Genomic DNA, 16,687 nt, shown 5'->3' with positions numbered 1-16,687 from the left:
TGACTAACAGGCTGCAGCAGATTGAAGGGAGCGGGTCGACATTCAGGAACTCATGAATGCGGTGGACCGCGTCATCCTGAGCTATGAGCCTGACTACCAGGCGTCAGCGCTGCCACGGCGATGAGTGAAGAGATCGATCAAGATCTGCGATGACCGCTAATAGCGCGAAGCGAAAGCGGCTCCTTGGCAGCTTCCGGCCCAGAGCGACAATGAGGTTTGGTGGACGATATCACTCCGGGAATGGTGCTCAATCTCAAAACGTGAGAGCATGTCTGTAGTAGCGACAAAGTGCGCGACGCAGCCAAAGTCTAGCTTTGCGAACCGCGAAGGGACGGTGGCGTGGAGCATTCTGGCTGGGGCGTAGTATGAGATCGTTGATCCTGGCCGCAGGGCTTTCCTTGTTCCTTCTCGCCGCCTGTTCTCACACCGTGCGAACATTCAAGCAAACACCGTCATATTCGCCCGCGCAGCCGACAAGCACGCGGCTGACACAAGCTGTCCAAAGGCTTGGTGATCCTAGGGACGGTCGCTCCGGGGTCAGGCTGATAGGCAACGGAGAAGAAGCGCTGGCGGCGCGCTTGGCGCTTGCAGCGGCCGCCGAACAGACGATCGATGCGCAGTATTACCTTCTGCACAATGATCCTACCGGAAAAATCTTTGCGTGGAGCTTGCTGCAAGCCGCGGATCGGGGTGTGCGGGTGCGGCTATTGCTCGATGACATGGACACTAAGGGCTATGACGCCGTGACCGCGGCTCTAGACTCGCATAAAAACATCGAAATCCGGCTTTTTAACCCGTTCTGGCGGGATCAGAGCCTTGTCGCGGCCGTCCTCACCGACTTCAAGCGGATCAACCGCCGGATGCACAACAAGTCGATGACCGCCGATAATGCCATGTCGATCGTCGGTGGCCGCAATATCGGCGATGAGTATTTCCTGGCCAAGAGGGAATTGAACTATTCGGATCTCGATGTGCTGGTTGCTGGACCCGTTGTCGATGAAGTCTCGACAAACTTTGATGAGTACTGGAACAGCAAGTTTGCAGTGCCTGCGCGCTCCGTCGTTGGCGAACCAGAGGGGTTCAGTCTCGACGAAGCGCGCGATCGCCTTGACGAGATCATCGGGGATGCCCGAGAGACGGAATATGCCAGCGTGGTGCGTGCGGCTGCGAAGCAGAATCTAACGCCATCGACGCTGAAGCTCGCGTGGGTTCCCGCCAAAATGTACTCGGACCCCCCTTCAAAAGCGGCCGGTGAAGACAACGAAGAAGAGATTCTTGCCTCTCAACTGTCAAAGTATTTCGCCGATGCGACATCAAAGATTGAGATCATCTCTGCATATTTCGTGCCAGGCAAACGCGGCACAGAGTGGTTGCGGGAACTTGAGGCGCGGGGCGTCGAGGTGTTGGTTGTAACCAATTCGCTGGCATCGAACGACGTGAAACCAGTCTATGCGCATTATGCAAAGGACCGGCGGGCTCTGCTGGAAGGTGGAGTCCACCTCTACGAACTTCGGCCTGACGCAGATCAAGAAGCGCGGCGCGGCGTCAATTGGGGTGAATCGCGATCGGGTCTGCATGCCAAGGCGTTTACCATCGACGATCGTTACCTGTTCGTCGGCTCGTTCAACTGGGACCCGCGGTCGGTGAATATCAATACGGAGATGGGCATTCTGATCGACTCGCCTGAATTTACCAGGAAGACGTCGAATGCCCTAAGAGGCGTTTTAAGAGAAGAAACCTTTGCCGTAAGGCTGAACAAGGACAAGCGGATCTCGTGGACGGAGACCGAGCCGGACGGGACGCAGCGGATCTATTATCATGAGCCGACGGGTTCGCCCTGGGATCAATTCGTGGCGGGATTTTATGCGATTCTCCCTATCGGCTCGCAGCTCTGAGGTTTTCGCGACGTGGGCGCGCCGGTATTAGGCCGAGCGTTGGCAGGGGCAAAACCGTCCTAAGAAAATCTGGGGCTCCTATTCCGCTTTGGCCGGAGAGCCCCGACCATCGAGTCTCTGCTCTTGAGAGGAATCAAACCGAGGATCGGCACCTTCGGATGGCTTAAACAGGATCGCGATTGCGAATCTGTATCGTACGATGATACATATTGATTGACTTTCACCAGTATCACCATATGATACAAGCATGAAGAGCGGGACGTGATCAGGTCATTTAAGGATGCCAAAACCGAAACTGTTGCGCGCGGCAAAGCCCCAAAAGGCTTTCCTTCAGACATCGTGAGGTCAGCCGTTCGTAAATTGACGATCCTGAACAGCGCTGCTGCTCTGGACGACCTGCGTTCCCCTCCGGGAAATCGACTTGAAGCCCTTAAGGGCGATAGGGAAGGCCAACATTCGATCCGGATCAATGATCAGTGGCGCATATGTTTTGTATGGACAGATGCCGGTATCGAAGGCGTCGAAATAGTTGACTACCATTGATGGCCAATCGTGGCACACAGGAGCTTGAGATGACCCATATCCTTCCTCCGGTCCATCCGGGCGAAATCCTCCGCGAGGAGTACCTACTTCCGCTGAACATGAGCGCCGGTTCACTGGCGAAAAAGCTCAATGTCCCTCGCACTCGCATCGAGCGTATAGCGGCGGAGCAAACACCGATAACGACGGACACCGCTCTGCGTCTCGCCAAGTATTTCCGCACAACGCCGGAATTTTGGATGAACATGCAGACCAGCTTCAACCTCAAGACAGAGGAAATAGCGCTTCATGGCGAACTGGAGTTGATCCCGGAAATCGATAGAGCAGCATAGCCGGGCCCTGCCCCAGCACGGCATACTCCACTTGATACATTATGCGATCTGGCCGTTCGTTCGGTCCGGTTGTGCTGACTTTGATCTCGGAGAGTGTTCGCCGTCCAAGCAAAACATATGAAGGGCCCGCTTCGCTCGCTCCGGCAGCGCCTCCATCCTTCTGCGGCCTTCACAGTTGCTCTTCCAACAGGTACCCGGCCTCGCGCGTGTCAATCGTTTGCGGCACGACCCACGAGGACAGGTCGCCGAGGGTAGATCCTTCCGTGACGTTTCTGCCGCGAGCGCCTGGTGGACGGCAGGTCCGTACGATCCGAAATAGAGCGAGGTGAAGACCGGCGAAAGGCTTTGACGGCCCATGTATCATCCAACCCGCGGGTTGGCCTTTCGAGCCCATTGCCGGATCGTCTGGCGTCCTGGCGAGAAGCCAGATGGATGCGTGTGGCGCTTCCTCTCTTATCCGCAAGCTTAACGGCTGGCTGGCGCACGACCATAGAGCAGGAGCATGAGTATGATCATCACGCCGTAGATGATCTGGCGCCCGGCCTCTGGCATCTGCGTGACGGAGAGGATTGACTGCAGGAGTGTGATGAGGATGACGCCGGCGACAGTGCCGAGATAGGATCCCCGGCCGCCCAGGATCGAGGTTCCGCCAAGAACAACAGCCGCTATGGCAGGAAGCAGATAGGCATCGCCCATCGATTGCGAGGCCTTGGAAGCATAGCCTGCCAGCAGGACGCCGCCGAAGGCCGAGAGCCCGCCCGAGGCGGCGAAGGCGATCATCACGATGCGGCGGGTATTGATCCCTGAAAGATAGGCCGCCCGTTCGCGATTGCCTATGCCGTAGACGGCCCGCCCGAAGCCCGTCCGGCGCAGCAGGAAGACCATCGCCGTGCCGACCAGCCCCCAGATGAAGACGACATTCGGGATGCCGGGCATCAAGGCGCCGGTGGAGAGATAGCGCATGGCCGCGGTGGCGGAATCCTGCGGCGAGAACCCGCCTGTGTAGACCACCATCACCCCTTGAGCGACGGCATTCGTCGCCAGCGTCACGATCATCGAGGGTATGCGCAGATATGCCACCCCGACGCCGTTGACGAGCCCGATGCCGATCCCGCAAAGGATTCCGAAAGGGATGGCAAGAGCAGTGCCGACCGGACCGTAGGCGGCAGCCGCGCAGGCCATCATAGCGCCCGTTGCAACGGTCCACGGTACGGAAAGGTCGATCTGCCCGAGCAGGATGACAAGCATCATGCCGGTGGCGATGATGCCGAGGAAGGATGCCACCTTCAATTGCTGCAGCAGATACTCCGGTGACAGGAAGCTGCGCGAATAGAAGCTGCCAAGGACAAGCAGCAGCAGGATGCAGCCGAACGCGGTGACCACCGCCGGATCGAGTTTGCGCAGGAAGTTCGGCTTGCGTCCGTTTACGTGCGTCATCGCCGTCTCGCTCACAGGAACCACTCCAATCTATTGCGCACCCGGAAAAGGGCCAGAGCGCCGAGGCTGATGGCCGCAAGCAGGATCAGCCCCTGGAACAGCGGTTGCCAGAGCGGGTCGAGATCGAAAACGAACAAAAGGTCACCGATCGTGCGGAACGCCAGCGCACCAAAGACGGCACCGATGGCGCTGCCCTTGCCGCCGAACAGCGAAACGCCCCCCAGCACCACTGCGGCAATCGAGAACAGCGTGTAGGCGTTACCGCTGGCGAAAGCCGCGTCACCGGTATACGTGAAAAAAGTGAGAAACAGCCCGCCGAGGGCGGCCACCAGGCCCGAAAGCGTATAGGCAAGCAGCTTGCCGCGCCGGATCGGCATGCCAGACATGTAGGCCGCCGTTTCGGAAGAACCGACGGCATAGGCCGCCCGGCCATAGACCGACCGGCTGAAGGGCACCCATATCAGCACAACCACCGCCGCGAGTGCCGCGAGGCTCGCCGGGACGACTCCGAATATCCGTCCCGTCAGGGCATCCGCCAGACCCTCGTTAACGGAACCTCCCGGAAAAGGTCGCAGCAACAGGGCGACACCGAAATAGATCGCCCCCGTCGCAATCGTCGCCACGATCGGCTGCAGCCGCCCATATATGACGATGGCTCCATTGATCGCGCCGCACACAGCCCCGACGGCCAGGACGATAACGACGCCGAAGGTCGTTTCGAGCGGCGAGCCCACGACCAACCATGAGGCCAGGCAGTTGGTGAGAAGGAAGATCATGCCGACGGAGAGGTCAATGCCCGCGGTTATCACCACCATGGTTTGGGCCATCGCGACAAAGGCGAGCAGCACCCCCTTGTTGGCAGCCGTCTGAATAACGTTGGCTGTGAAACCAGCCGGATGGTTCGCCGTGTAGATGATGAACATCACCACGAAGATCGCAACCGCAGTCAGCGTGCCCCGGTGCTCGGCCAGTCGATACTGCCAGTCGTTCATTGCGCGGGCTCCTGATGGAATGGTTCCGCGGACGGGATGTTAAGCGCGCTCGCGATCAGGGCGCGCTCCGTTATCTCAGCTCCCACCAGTTCCCGCTTCACCGCCCCGTCATAAAGCACGAGGACCCGGTCGCAGCAGCCGATGAGCTCGGCATAGTCGGTCGAATAGAACAGGATGCCCGCGCCCGCGTCAGCCAGGCGCCGCAAGAGCAGATAGATCTCCTGCTTGGTTCCAACGTCGATGCCGCGTGTCGGATCGTTGAGGAGGACGATGCGTGGCTGCCGCATCAGCCATTTCGCGATGACGACCTTCTGCTGGTTGCCGCCCGAAAGGGCGCCGACGGGCGCGTCAATATTCCCCGCCTTGATGGCGAGCAGCGTCATCATCTGATTGATGGCGCTCTCCTCTTTCGCGCTGTCGATGATCCCGCCGCGCGTCAGCCGGTCGAGCGACGCAAGCGAGAGATTGTCGCGCACCGTCATCGGCAGCATCAGCCCCTCGGTCTTACGGTCCTCCGGGATGAGCGCCATGCCGATACCGTGCCGGCGCGCCTGCGCGGGGCTGCTGATGCTGATCGGGCTGCCGTCGACGAGGACCGTGCCGTGCAGCCCGCGCAGGACCCCGAACAGCGCTAGAAGGAGATCACGCTGCCCCTGCCCGTCCAACCCGCCAAGACCGACGATTTCGCCCGAGCGGAGCGAAAACGAGATGTCGTGGAGCCGGTCCGCCCAGGACAGATTTCGTGTTTCAAGCACTGGCGCAGTTTGTGCAAGCCGGCCCGGCTTAGGAGGGTAGACGCTGTGATACTCACGGCCGATCATCATCTCGATGACTTCGCCGTCACTCTTGGAGCCCGCCGCGTAGCTCGCGACCTTGCTGCCGTTGCGAAACACCGTGCAGTCGTCCGCAAGTTCCGCAATCTCGTTCATTCGATGCGAGATGTAGACAAGCGCCAGCCCTTCCGCACGCAATCGCTTCAGCACTGCAAAAACCTTCGAAACGTCGGCCGCAGTCAGCGCCGATGTCGCCTCGTCGAGGATGAGGATGCGCGGCTTGCGGGCCAGCGCCTTGGCAATCTCGACGATCTGCTTGCGCGACAGCGGCAGATCCTTGACCAGAGCCAGAGGATGGATGTCGACGGCACCGGCGCGCGCCAGCGCCTCCTCTGCCAGGCGCCTCTGGGCCTTGCGGTCGATCATGCCGAACCGCGTCGGTGGATTGGAAATGACGATATTGTCGGCAACGCTGAGTTCTGGGATCAACGACAACTCCTGGAAGACGCAGGCGATCCCGGCGGCGTTGGCGGCAGCCGGCGAAGCGAATGTCACCGGCTGTCCGTCGAGCGTCATCTGGCCCTCGTCCGCAGCCACGACGCCGGCCATGATCTTGATGAGCGTCGACTTTCCGGCGCCGTTCTCGCCGAGTACGGCGTGGATGGCCCCTGCCCTGACCGACAGCGCGGCATTTTCAAGCGCGCGAACCCCACCATAGCGCTTCGATATCCCCTCCATGCAAAAGAGCGGTCCGCCATTTTCCATTGCGCTCTCCGGGAAACCGTTACGGACGACGGGCACCGCACGGCTGGCTGTGCGATGCCCGTTCCTGATCGACCTACTGGTTTTCCTTGCTCTGCTTCATGATCTCCTGGGCGGAGAAATTGATCCCGCAGGTAGGGAAGGAATTACCGACGAAGAAATTGTCGGATTCGGACTGGAAGTAATCCTGGCCCTCCTTGAAATTCGGATCTTCGACAATGGCCAACGGCAACTTGACCGACTGCGGCACCACCTGTCCCTCGAGCGCGGCGATCGCCGTCTTGATAGCAACGGCCACCTGTGCGGGTCCGGTTCCAGCCGACGAGCATTTCAGGCCGTCGGCGGCATGTGCTGCGCAGAACTTGCGAAACCCGTTTTCGGTTTCGCCGCCAAACGGCACGAACGGATGTTTGGCGTCGATCATCGCCTGGACGATGCCGGTATCGCCGCCCTGACCGGTAATGCCGTCAAAGGGACCGCTGGTGGCGATCGCATCCGCCGTCACCTTCTGGGCCACCCCGTCATCCCACTTTCCCATGACCTCGACGACCTCGAAGTTCTTGCCCGACGCCTGGAGTTTCTCATGGATCCCATCGTGCCGGTCGGTGTCGACCGAAGTTCCGGCCACACCGCGCACCTCGAGTACCTTGCCGCCATTCGGCAGATGTTTGACGAGCCATTGGCCCCACAGTCCGCCGAGCCCCTTCTGGTCGACGTTCACGTTGATCGCGTCCTCGGTGTCAAGGGTGTTGTCGAAGGCAACCAGCACCACGCCGGCTTCCTTCGCCCGCTTGATGACGGGCGCGAATGCCGTCGGGTTCTGGGCGTTGACGACGATGGCGTCATAGCCGGAATCGATAAAGTTGTTGATCGCCGAGATTTGGGCGGGCACGTCCTCACCCGTCGATACGACCTTGAACTCCTTCAGCTTGGCCGCGACGTCGGGCTGAGCGGCATAGGCCTTGGCTGTCTGCACCATCTGGATACGCCAGGTGTTGGCAATGTAGCCGTTCGCAAGAGCGATGCGGTATGGGCCGTCCTTTTTCGGAAACTTGAAGAATTTGGTGTCTGCCGACCAGGGCGCGAAACATTCCGGCTCCGCCGCGGGCCCTGAAACCACTTCCGGCTCTGCGTAGGCGGCCGATCCCAACATGAAAAAGGCAGTGGCAGCAACGATGCCGCCAGCGAGTGACTTCACCATCGACATTTCCTCCCTTTGGCGCGCCACTGATTTTGTTCTCCGGTTCGAGAGGGAACTCCTTCCCCCGGAACGGCACGAACTTCTCTGGCACCGGCACGCTGGATGCCTGCTTTCACCATTGACGAGGCGCTCTGGTCTCCTCCCGAAAACACCGCTGTCTCTTAATTAGGTAGCGCTACCACAAAAAATTGTAAAGTAACATTTGCGGATTGCCGAGAACCGAACTTCCCAATTTTCAAGTGAAATTCGGCGACGGTCGACACCGATGCAGGAAGGCTATTCCCTTCCGTGATGATAGCGCTATCATGCGATCAGCAGTCAGAGTGCGATCGTTGCCGCATGAGGGTACCCATGGCCGAGGATTTCGAGATCGTAGACCAGCGCTTTGCCAACCTGGTCAACCACAGCGCCCGAGTGGAACAGCTCTATACGGGGTGTCGCTGGGCTGAAGGGCCGGCCTATTTCGCCGCCGGGCGCTATCTGGTCTGGTCGGATATCCCCAATGACCGGATGCTGCGTTATGACGAAACCGACGGGCATGTGAGCATCTTTCGCCAACCGTCGAACTTCGCGAACGGCAATACCACCGACCGGCATGGCCGTCTGGTAACCTGTGAGCACGGTGGCCGCAGTGTCAGCCGCACCGAACATGACGGGAGCATCACCACCGTCGCCGATCGCTGGAACGGCAAGCGGCTCAACTCGCCGAACGACGTCGTCGTGCGATCAGACGGGTCGATCTGGTTCACCGATCCCGCCTACGGCATCGAGTCCGATTACGAGGGCCACAAGGCCGAAAGCGAAATCGGCGCCTGCCACGTCTATCGTGTCGACCCGGCGACGGGCGCGGTTGCGGCCGTCATTACCGACATGGTGCGGCCGAATGGCCTCGCCTTTTCGCTTGATGAAAAAAAGCTCTACGTCGTCGACACCGGCCGGACGCACGGGCCCGACCTTCCTGCGCATATGCGCGTCTTCGATGTGAACGAGGCGGGCGCGATATCGGGCGGGCGGGTCCTTGCCGATTGCACCGTAGGCCTCTTTGACGGGTTCCGCCTGGACGACGAAGGGCGGATCTGGACAAGCGCCCGCGACGGCATCCATTGCTACCACCCGGACGGCACCTTGCTCGGCAAGGTGAGAGTGCCGGAAAACACCGCCAATTGCGTGTTCGGCGGGCCTAAGCGAAACATCCTCTACATCTGCGCGACCAGTTCGCTTTATGCCGTTCGGCTGATGGTCAACGGCGCAAGACTCGACTGAGGCAGGAGGCCAGCCATGCCGTTCGTGCGGATCACCATCGTGCGCGAGACCCTCGCCGACGATCCTGCGGCCAAGAAGGCGGCAATCAGCAGCCAGGTCACTGCGGCGATTGCCGAGGCAACCGGATTGTCCGAGCGCGAAATCTCCGTCGTCTTCGATGAGGTGGACGCAAGGAACTGGTATGTCGGCCGCACCGATGTCGGGACCCTGCGCTCACGCAGCCAGCAGGAGTCGACGTGAAGGACGACATCACTTCCAAAGACCAGAGCCGGAAGGCAAGCCGACGCGGCAGTGGGAGGCCAACCATAGCCGACGTCGCAAAGCTGGCAGGGGTCGCCGCGATTACCGTGTCGCGCGCGCTACGCGATCCGTCGCTGGTTTCGGCCGAACTGCGCGCGGAGATCGATACGGCGGTGATCCAGCTCGGCTATGCGCCCGACCCCAATGCGCGCGCGCTCGCCTCCTCCCGAGCCGACGTGATCGGTGTTCTCGTGCCATCACTGACAAACATCGTCTTCGCCGACACGGTGAGAGGCATCTATGACGAGCTCGGCGACGGTCCGTTGCAGATACAGATGGGCAATACCCACTACTCGCCCCGGGAAGAGGAACGGCTGATCCGGATGTTTTTGAGCCAGCGGCCATCGGCGCTGATCGTGTCCGGTATCGACCAGACCGAAACGACCCGCAAACTGCTCGAGAGCGCGGATTGCCCTATCGTGCAGATCATGGAGTATGGCGACGATCCGGTCGATATGCTGGTCGGGTTCTCCCACTTCGATGGCGGCAAGGCGGCGACCAACCATCTGATCGAGGCTGGATATCGCCGCATAGGCTTCATCGGCGCGCGAATGGATCCTCGCTCGCAGCGTCGCCTCGCCGGTTACCGCTCGGCTCTGGAGACCGCTCAGCTCTTTGATCCCAAGCTGGTAACCACCACGCTGACGCCTTCACGCGTATCGCTCGGCGGGCCGCTCCTGGCCGATGCGCTTGCCAAGGTCGCCGATCTTGACGCGGTCTTCTGCAACAATGATGACCTTGCCATGGGCGTGCTGTTCGAATGCCAGCGGGCGGGCATCGCCGTGCCGCACAGCATGGCAATCTGCGGCTTCAACGATCTCGACATGATGCACGTCGCCTATCCGTCGCTCACCAGCGTACGCACGCCGCGCTATGAAATCGGCCGCCGCTCGGTGCAGATGGTGTTGGATCGACTTGCCGGCCGGCCAATTGAATCGCCGGTCGTCGACTTGGGCTTCGAGCTTCAGGTTCGCGAAAGTACGGCGCGATGAAACGGCACATTCTCAAGGATCGGCCGCAGCGCACAATCCAGATGATACATTATGCGATCCCAGACGCACAAATCGGAAACAAACACCGCCGCAGAGCGGCCCCAACGATACCCAGGGCGGCAGCACGGGCAGGCACCCGCCCGTTTCCGCTGTGGATTCCCCCCGCACAGCGCGGATGCCACAAAGTTTAACAATTTCTGAAGCTATTCCTCTACGATTGATAGCTACATTAGCAATCTGTTTTGGAGCGCAAGGAGGGGACGTAGCCAGCTGGCCGCATCCGAAGTCGTCGTGATCTGTTGAGGGGGCAACAAACAAGATGCTAAGCGATCTGAAGAACAACCTCGTCCGCATCCTTAAGGACGAAAACGGCAACTTTGCCGTCATGACTGCTCTGCTGATAATCCCGTTGTTCACGGGCGCTTCCATCGCCATCAATCTCGCCCGCATCAATCTCGAATCCGCCAAGATGCAGGACGCGCTCGATGCGGCCGCCTTTTCCGCGGTCAAGTCCTATGGCGAAGGGGAGGATGAAGCCAAAGCGAAGGACCTGGCGAACAACATCTTCTTCGCCAATTTCGGCATACCAGAGATTATCGACGAGATCGGGTTGGGCAGTTCGACGCCGGTGGCAACGCAGGCGATCAAGGTTACTTTTGGCACCCTCGGCGTCGAAAGCACGGCGACGACGACCTATGAGCTCAAATACGCTCCGCTGTTCTGGGGACTCCAACCCTATACGATCGATCGCGAAAGCGTCGCGGCGCGCATGCCGGGGCGGGAAGCCTGCATTCTGGCACTCCACCCGACCGCATCCCGGGCGTTCGAAGTGAGCGGCAGTGCCACTGTCGATACCTCCGGCTGTACCATCACGTCGGATTCGAGCGACGCACAGTCGATCTATCTCAGTGGGTCGGCTACTCTCAAGGCAGAGTGTCTTTATGCAACGGGCAAGGTTTCGGCGACGCTTGCCCATCTCGAGCTCGCCTGCGGCAAGGCGGTGGAAGGTGTTCCACCGATCCCAGACCCCTTCCGGTTCAAGAAAATGCCGACGACCGGGAGCTGGGTGAACCTCTCCGGATGCGGACAGAACTTCGTGGCCGGCGGTGGCGGCAATGGCGACTGCAACGGTACGAGCAAGACACCGAACAACGCACCCGCCGGCTACACTGTCGAACTGAAGCCCGGCACCTACGGCGGCTTGGAGATCAAGGGCGAGGTCCTTCTGCGGCCGGGCTCCTACATCATCGATGGCGGCACTCTGAAACTTGCCAGCCAGTCGGTGCTCACGGGTGAGGGCGTCACCTTCTTCCTGATGAACGGTGCCCAACTCGACATTCACGGCGGCTCGACCTTCAAGATCACGCCGTCGCTGACCGGTGACTGGGCAGGTTTCTCGATCGTTGCCGCCAGGAACAACACGGAGACGGCCGTGATCAACGGCAACAGCGCCTCGTCGCTTGCGGGCATCATCTACATGCCGGCGTCACGTGAGATCCAGTATGCCGGCAATGGCTCCACCGGCGGCGAATGCGTACGCATCGTCGCGCAGGAAATCACGATGATCGGCAACAGCAGCTTCAAGCTGGATTGCAAGGCGGCGCTCGCGAACAACACCATCAACAACCCGGGTGCGATCCGTCTGGCCCGATAGCGAGCCAAATGATTTGCAGCCAGGAGCAACGCTCCCTCGGGCACCCGCTCCGACAGCCTTGATGTTCGGTCTAGCGGTGAGGCTAGGAGGGCACCCGTTTGCCACCCGGTTACCCTCGGCGGTTCATCATGATATGAGACATATCGTTCCCCTTGCTTGTTATGGGAGCGATGCGGAGGTTATCGGACTCGACTGGCAAACCTGATCGCGGGATCATCTCCCGTCTTGGCGATTCGAACCAAGGCCCCTGTTAAACAAGCGACTGCGTTATTTAACAAAATTGCCATATCGTTTATTAAGACTAGGCGGCCGAGCCGTTCGGTCTAGCGAACGACGGCGCCGTGCGGCTGCCGTATTCGTCGCCTTCAGAGAGACCCATCGACAATGACGACTGGGCGGCCCATCGAGCAGGCTTCGACACGGGCCTCCACACGGTAGACCGAGCGCAGCATATCCGCGGTGATGACCTCATGGGTTCGGCCGCTCGCCACGACCGAACCATCACTGATGACGATCGTGTCGTCGCAATAGCGCAGCGCATGGTTCAGATCGTGCAGCGCGATCAGCACCGCCATTCCCGACTGCGCCGACAGGCGCTTCATGAAGCCGAGCACCTCGATTTGCCGGAAGAGATCAAGCGCCGAGGTCGGCTCGTCCATCAGCAGCACTTCCGGTCTGCGCACCAGGGCTTGAGCAATGGAGACCAGTTGACGCTGGCCGCCTGAGAGTTCGCCGAGGCCGCGAAAGGCGAGATCAGCTATCCGGAGCTCGCCAAGCACCCGGTCGATCTCGGCGAGCTCGCCGTCCTTCACCTTCCAGCCGGAGCCCTGCTTGGCCGAGAGGAGCACCGACTCGTAGACGGTGAGTACGGCGTTGGCACCGGTATCCTGCGGCATGTAACAGATGCCTTCAGGCCCTTTGGCCGCGTCGGACAAACGGACGGTGCCAGGACCTGACGTCAGGCCCGCAATGCGCTTGAACAGCGTCGACTTACCGGCAGCATTCGGGCCGATCACCGCCGTCAGGCCGCCTCCGCGCAACATCCCAGTATTGACGTCCGACAGCACCGTGCGCCGGCCGTAGTTCGCCCCGACCTTTTCCAGCGTCAGGCTTACCATGCGCGCCTCCTGTTAGTGAAAATCAGCACGAAGAAGAAGGGCACGCCGACGAGCGCGGTGATGACGCCGATCGGCAACACCGCGCCTGGGATCAGCATCTTGCTGACGACCGAGGTGACCGAAAGCAAAAGCGCGCCGCACAGCACGGAGGCCGGCAGGAAGAAACGCTGATCCTCGCCGACCAGCATGCGGGCGATATGCGGCCCGACGAGACCAACGAAGCCGATGGTGCCGACGAAGGAGACCGGGATCGCCGCAAGCAGGCTCACCGTCATCATCGCTTCGAGTCGCAGGCGGCGGACATTGATGCCGAAGCTCGCCGCCTTGTCGTCACCGAGCCGAAGTGCCGTCAGCGCCCAGGCGTGACGGGCAAAGAGCGGAACGGCGAAAAGGAGCACGGCGCCGGTGATCCAGACCTTCGGCCAAGTCGCCTTGGTGAGGCTGCCCATCGTCCAGAACACGACGGCGGCGAGTGCCTGTTCGGAGGCAAGATATTCGAGCAGCGACAGCGCGGCGTTGAAGGTGAAGACGAGTGCGATGCCGAGAAGCACGATGGTTTCGACCGTGACGCCACGCATGGTGGAGGCGAAGTGGATGAAGAGCGCCGCGACCATCGCCATCAGGAAGGCGTTGATCGGCACCATGTATTGGACCGCGATGGGAAAGATCGCGACCCCGGCAACGAGGCCGAGGGCCGCGCCGAAGCCTGCCGCTGCGGATATTCCAAGCGTGAAGGGGCTTGCCAGCGGATTGGCCAGAATCGTTTGCATCTGCGCGCCGGCGACTGACAGCGAGGCGCCGACCGTCACCGCCATCAGGGCGATCGGCATGCGAATGTCCCAGATCACCACCCGGAGTTGGTCGCTCACCGTCTCCGGGCGAAACAGCGCCGTCAGCACGTCGGCGAGCGGATAGTTCGCGGGGCCGAGCGCCATGTCGATTGCAACCGAGGCAAAGAGCGCGCCGAGCAGACAGAAGATCAACAGCAGACGGCGCACAACGAGGGCGCGATAGCGCTCTCGCCCTTCGATTCCAGGGATCGCGTCAGTCACGGCAACCATCATTCACCATCCTTCGGAAGTGAGACGAAGTAGCCTGGGCGATAGGTCACAGGCAGGAACTTCTCGTGAAACTCGCGGTAGGTTCGGTCCGGATCGATGTCGGCGAAAAGCTCCGGATGGAACCATTTGGCGAATTGCTGGATCGGCACGAACTCGTAGGGCGCGCCGTAGAACTGATGCCAGGCCGCATGCACATTGCCCTCTTTCACCGCCTTCAGACCTGGGAAGCCCGGGCGCTGCATCAGGCCGCGCAGGCGCTCCTGTGCTGCGGCCGCATCGGCGTCGCGGCCGACGCTGACGAACTGGTTGAGATCGGATTCCGCCGACCAGTTGCTGCCGGTGATGATGACATGATCGGGATCGCTGACGATGAGCTGCTCGGGATTGAGGTCGCCGAAGGTGCCCTTGATGACGTCGGAGCCGATGTTGTGGCCGCCGGCCTTCTCCACCATCTCGCCGAAGTTTGCGGGGCCGAAAGTTCGGCAGCAGACGACATCACCGGTAATGCCGGGAGAGCGCTCGATGAAGACTTTCGGACGCGTGATCGCGCCGGCCTTCTTCAGGCGGTCCGTCACCAGTGCGATCTGAGCATTGCGATATTCGATGAATTCGCGCGCCTTCGCCTCGGCGCCAAAGAGTTGGCCAAGGATTTCAACGGATTTCTCGCTATTTGCGGCCGGATCGACGCGGAAATCGAGATAGACGACGGCAATTCCGGCAGCCGCAGCCTTTTCGATGAAGCCCGATTCCTCGACCGCCTTCTGTGCCTCGAGGTTCAGCGTCAGCACATCCGGCTGGAGCGCGATCGCTGCTTCCAGACTGAAATCGCCCGACGGGATATAGCCGAAGCGCGGTAGCTTCTCGATCTCGGGGAAGCGCTCGACATAGGCCGCGTAGGAGTCCGGATCCTTCTTCAGCAGATCGTCGCGCCAGCCGACGATCGTATCGAAGACATGCTCGCCTTTCAGCGCCCCGGCCACATGGATCTGCCGGGCCTCGCCCAGCAATATGCGCTTGGCGGGCAAGGCGATTTCGACCCGGCGGCCGGTGACATCGACGATTTCCGCCGCGCCCACTGGCACCGCCGCCAGCATGATCGCGGCAAACAGCGCAACAGCGATTTTCCTGAAGATCGACATTCTCATTCCTTTCGATCGCGGCGCTTGGGGCCTCCCGTCCGCCGGCCGCCAATGCATTTATTGGCTGACGTTCAGCGAGACGAAGTACCCGCTTTTGTAGGGAAGCGGCAGGAAACGCTCGTGCAACTCCGTAAAGGTCGCCTCCGGATCGAGGTCAGCGAAGAGATCCGGGTGCAGCCACTTGGCAATCTGCTGGATCGCGACGAACTGATAGGGGTTGTTGTAGAACTGGTGCCAGATGGCATGCACGTTGCCGTCCTTGACCGCCTTGACGCCGGTGAAGGCCGGCCGCTTGGTCAGATTTTCCAGCTTGCGCGCGGCCTCTTTTTTATCGGCGCCGTAGCCGACGCCGACCCAGTTGCCGCCCGGCACATAGCCCTGCCAATTGCCACCAGTAATGATGATCTGATCGGGGTTGGCGGCGATGATCTGCTCCGGGTTGACGGTGCCGAAGGTGCCGGGGATGATGTCCTTGGCCATGTTCACGCCACCGGCAAACTCGACCATCTTGCCGAAATTCTCGTTGCCGAAGGACATGCAGCAATCGTCGGAATAGCCGCCGGCCCGCTCGACGAAGACGAGCGGCTTCTTCGGGTTCGCCTTTGCCAGAGCGTCAGTCACCTTGGCGATGTTCTCGACGCGGAACTTGATGAATTCTTCAGCCTTTTCTTCCTTGCCGAGCAGCTTGCCCATCAGCCGCATGCTCGGTTCGGTATTTTCCATCGGCCTCTCGCGGAAATCGACGTAGACGAGCGGGATGCCGACCTTCGCGAGCTTCTCGATATAGCCCGCCTCTTCCGTCGCCGTCTTGGCGTCGATATTCATCAGGACGACATCCGGCTTCAGCGCCACCGCCTGCTCAATATCGAAGCTACCATCCTTCATGCCACCGAAAGTCGGTAGCTCGGCGATGTCAGGATATTCGGCGAGATAGGCGGCATAGCTTTCCGGATCGGCTTTCGCCAAGTCGTCGCGCCAGCCGACGACACGCTTGAACGGCGCATCGCGGTCGAGCGCTCCGAGGAAGTAGATCTGGCGCCCCTCACCAAGGATCACATGCTCGACCGGTACATTGACCTCGACATCGCGGCCGGTGACGTCTTTCAATTTCACGACATCAGCGAAGGCTGTCGTTGAAAAAAGCACGCAAAGTCCCGTGGCGGCCGCAGCCACCCTGTTGAAAAGCCGCATTGTTTTTGCTCCGCTGGGAAAATCGACGCGATCTAAT

At 60.6% G+C, this 16,687-nt stretch carries 15 protein-coding genes; 7 read left to right on the top strand and 8 right to left on the bottom strand.

What is annotated here, in order from left to right; translation table 11 throughout:
- Window positions 1-365 precede the first annotated feature (365 nt).
- The 3 genes from IB264_RS31640 to IB264_RS31630 all read left to right on the top strand — a co-directional run bounded on the left by IB264_RS31640 (window position 366) and on the right by IB264_RS31630 (window position 2,767).
- Window positions 366-1,895, top strand: coding sequence for a phospholipase D family protein (locus IB264_RS31640; RefSeq protein ID WP_192435003.1), 1,530 nt, complete (start codon window positions 366-368; stop codon window positions 1,893-1,895).
- 261 nt (window positions 1,896-2,156) lie between these two features.
- Window positions 2,157-2,438 (top strand): type II toxin-antitoxin system RelE/ParE family toxin, encoded by a 282-nt coding sequence (locus IB264_RS31635; protein WP_192435001.1) that lies wholly within the window; start codon window positions 2,157-2,159, stop codon window positions 2,436-2,438.
- Window positions 2,439-2,467: 29 nt separating this feature from the next.
- Entirely contained in the window at window positions 2,468-2,767 is a 300-nt protein-coding gene (locus tag IB264_RS31630) for a HigA family addiction module antitoxin (RefSeq protein WP_025430848.1), read from the top strand.
- A 465-nt stretch (window positions 2,768-3,232) separates the two neighbouring features.
- Here the strand turns inward: IB264_RS31630 and IB264_RS31625 are convergent, their stop codons facing one another.
- The 4 genes from IB264_RS31625 to IB264_RS31610 all read right to left on the bottom strand — a co-directional run bounded on the left by IB264_RS31625 (window position 3,233) and on the right by IB264_RS31610 (window position 7,932).
- Window positions 3,233-4,204: an ABC transporter permease gene (locus IB264_RS31625; protein ID WP_210335697.1), complete on the bottom strand. Its 972-nt coding sequence runs from the start codon at window positions 4,202-4,204 to the stop codon at window positions 3,233-3,235.
- A gap of 11 nt (window positions 4,205-4,215) precedes the next feature.
- Window positions 4,216-5,196, bottom strand: a complete 981-nt coding sequence (locus IB264_RS31620; RefSeq protein WP_025430850.1) for an ABC transporter permease — start codon at window positions 5,194-5,196, stop codon at window positions 4,216-4,218.
- Window positions 5,193-6,734 carry a sugar ABC transporter ATP-binding protein gene (locus tag IB264_RS31615; RefSeq protein WP_192434999.1) on the bottom strand — a complete coding sequence of 514 codons (1,542 nt, stop codon included), beginning with the start codon at window positions 6,732-6,734 and terminating at the stop codon, window positions 5,193-5,195. Before IB264_RS31615 ends, IB264_RS31620 begins: the two co-directional genes overlap by 4 nt.
- A gap of 73 nt (window positions 6,735-6,807) precedes the next feature.
- Entirely contained in the window at window positions 6,808-7,932 is a 1,125-nt protein-coding gene (locus IB264_RS31610) for a sugar ABC transporter substrate-binding protein (protein WP_025430852.1), read from the bottom strand.
- 351 nt (window positions 7,933-8,283) lie between these two features.
- Here IB264_RS31610 and IB264_RS31605 point away from each other — a divergent pair, with 351 nt between their 5' ends.
- The 4 genes from IB264_RS31605 (at window position 8,284) to IB264_RS31590 (ending at window position 12,141) form a co-directional block, all read left to right on the top strand.
- Window positions 8,284-9,195, top strand: a complete 912-nt coding sequence (locus IB264_RS31605) for an SMP-30/gluconolactonase/LRE family protein (protein ID WP_192434997.1) — start codon at window positions 8,284-8,286, stop codon at window positions 9,193-9,195.
- A gap of 15 nt (window positions 9,196-9,210) precedes the next feature.
- A complete protein-coding gene (locus IB264_RS31600; protein WP_084815603.1) occupies window positions 9,211-9,435 on the top strand; it encodes a tautomerase family protein in 225 nt (74 codons plus the stop codon).
- Entirely contained in the window at window positions 9,432-10,487 is a 1,056-nt protein-coding gene (locus IB264_RS31595; protein ID WP_309141682.1) for a LacI family DNA-binding transcriptional regulator, read from the top strand. The genes IB264_RS31600 and IB264_RS31595 overlap by 4 nt, the downstream gene beginning before the upstream one ends.
- A 319-nt stretch (window positions 10,488-10,806) precedes the next feature.
- Window positions 10,807-12,141 carry a TadE/TadG family type IV pilus assembly protein gene (locus IB264_RS31590; RefSeq protein WP_192434995.1) on the top strand — a complete coding sequence of 445 codons (1,335 nt, stop codon included), beginning with the start codon at window positions 10,807-10,809 and terminating at the stop codon, window positions 12,139-12,141.
- Window positions 12,142-12,506: 365 nt separating this feature from the next.
- Here the strand turns inward: IB264_RS31590 and IB264_RS31585 are convergent, their stop codons facing one another.
- From IB264_RS31585 to IB264_RS31570, 4 genes are read right to left on the bottom strand one after another with little or no spacing between them, the layout of a single operon-like run.
- Window positions 12,507-13,259 carry an ABC transporter ATP-binding protein gene (locus tag IB264_RS31585; protein WP_192434993.1) on the bottom strand — a complete coding sequence of 251 codons (753 nt, stop codon included), beginning with the start codon at window positions 13,257-13,259 and terminating at the stop codon, window positions 12,507-12,509.
- Window positions 13,253-14,323, bottom strand: a complete 1,071-nt coding sequence (locus IB264_RS31580) for an iron ABC transporter permease (protein WP_192434991.1) — start codon at window positions 14,321-14,323, stop codon at window positions 13,253-13,255. The genes IB264_RS31585 and IB264_RS31580 overlap by 7 nt, the downstream gene beginning before the upstream one ends.
- Window positions 14,320-15,465, bottom strand: a complete 1,146-nt coding sequence (locus IB264_RS31575) for an ABC transporter substrate-binding protein (protein ID WP_192434989.1) — start codon at window positions 15,463-15,465, stop codon at window positions 14,320-14,322. The genes IB264_RS31580 and IB264_RS31575 overlap by 4 nt, the downstream gene beginning before the upstream one ends.
- Before the next feature lie 51 nt (window positions 15,466-15,516).
- Window positions 15,517-16,650 (bottom strand): ABC transporter substrate-binding protein, encoded by a 1,134-nt coding sequence (locus IB264_RS31570; RefSeq protein WP_192434987.1) that lies wholly within the window; start codon window positions 16,648-16,650, stop codon window positions 15,517-15,519.
- Window positions 16,651-16,687: the final 37 nt, after the last annotated feature.

Source organism: Ensifer sp. ENS11 (assembly GCF_014851895.1).
Classification (GTDB): Bacteria; Pseudomonadota; Alphaproteobacteria; order Rhizobiales; family Rhizobiaceae; genus Ensifer; species Ensifer canadensis.
Note: the sequence above shows the minus strand (reverse complement) of the source record. Positions and strands in the feature narration are given on the sequence as shown.

Bases quoted from the DNA above. Each gene is read 5' to 3' on its own strand.
- IB264_RS31570 (WP_192434987.1), bottom strand. From the start codon at position 16,650: ATGCGGCTTTTCAACAGGGTGGCTGCGGCCGCCACGGGACTTTGCGTG.
- IB264_RS31640 (WP_192435003.1), top strand. From the start codon at position 366: ATGAGATCGTTGATCCTGGCCGCAGGGCTTTCCTTGTTCCTTCTCGCC.
- IB264_RS31610 (WP_025430852.1), bottom strand. From the start codon at position 7,932: ATGGTGAAGTCACTCGCTGGCGGCATCGTTGCTGCCACTGCCTTTTTC.
- IB264_RS31630 (WP_025430848.1), top strand. From the start codon at position 2,468: ATGACCCATATCCTTCCTCCGGTCCATCCGGGCGAAATCCTCCGCGAG.
- IB264_RS31605 (WP_192434997.1), top strand. From the start codon at position 8,284: ATGGCCGAGGATTTCGAGATCGTAGACCAGCGCTTTGCCAACCTGGTC.
- IB264_RS31585 (WP_192434993.1), bottom strand. From the start codon at position 13,259: ATGGTAAGCCTGACGCTGGAAAAGGTCGGGGCGAACTACGGCCGGCGC.
- IB264_RS31590 (WP_192434995.1), top strand. From the start codon at position 10,807: ATGCTAAGCGATCTGAAGAACAACCTCGTCCGCATCCTTAAGGACGAA.
- IB264_RS31625 (WP_210335697.1), bottom strand. From the start codon at position 4,204: ATGACGCACGTAAACGGACGCAAGCCGAACTTCCTGCGCAAACTCGAT.
- IB264_RS31600 (WP_084815603.1), top strand. From the start codon at position 9,211: ATGCCGTTCGTGCGGATCACCATCGTGCGCGAGACCCTCGCCGACGAT.
- IB264_RS31620 (WP_025430850.1), bottom strand. From the start codon at position 5,196: ATGAACGACTGGCAGTATCGACTGGCCGAGCACCGGGGCACGCTGACT.
- IB264_RS31615 (WP_192434999.1), bottom strand. From the start codon at position 6,734: ATGGAAAATGGCGGACCGCTCTTTTGCATGGAGGGGATATCGAAGCGC.
- IB264_RS31575 (WP_192434989.1), bottom strand. From the start codon at position 15,465: ATGAGAATGTCGATCTTCAGGAAAATCGCTGTTGCGCTGTTTGCCGCG.
- IB264_RS31580 (WP_192434991.1), bottom strand. From the start codon at position 14,323: ATGATGGTTGCCGTGACTGACGCGATCCCTGGAATCGAAGGGCGAGAG.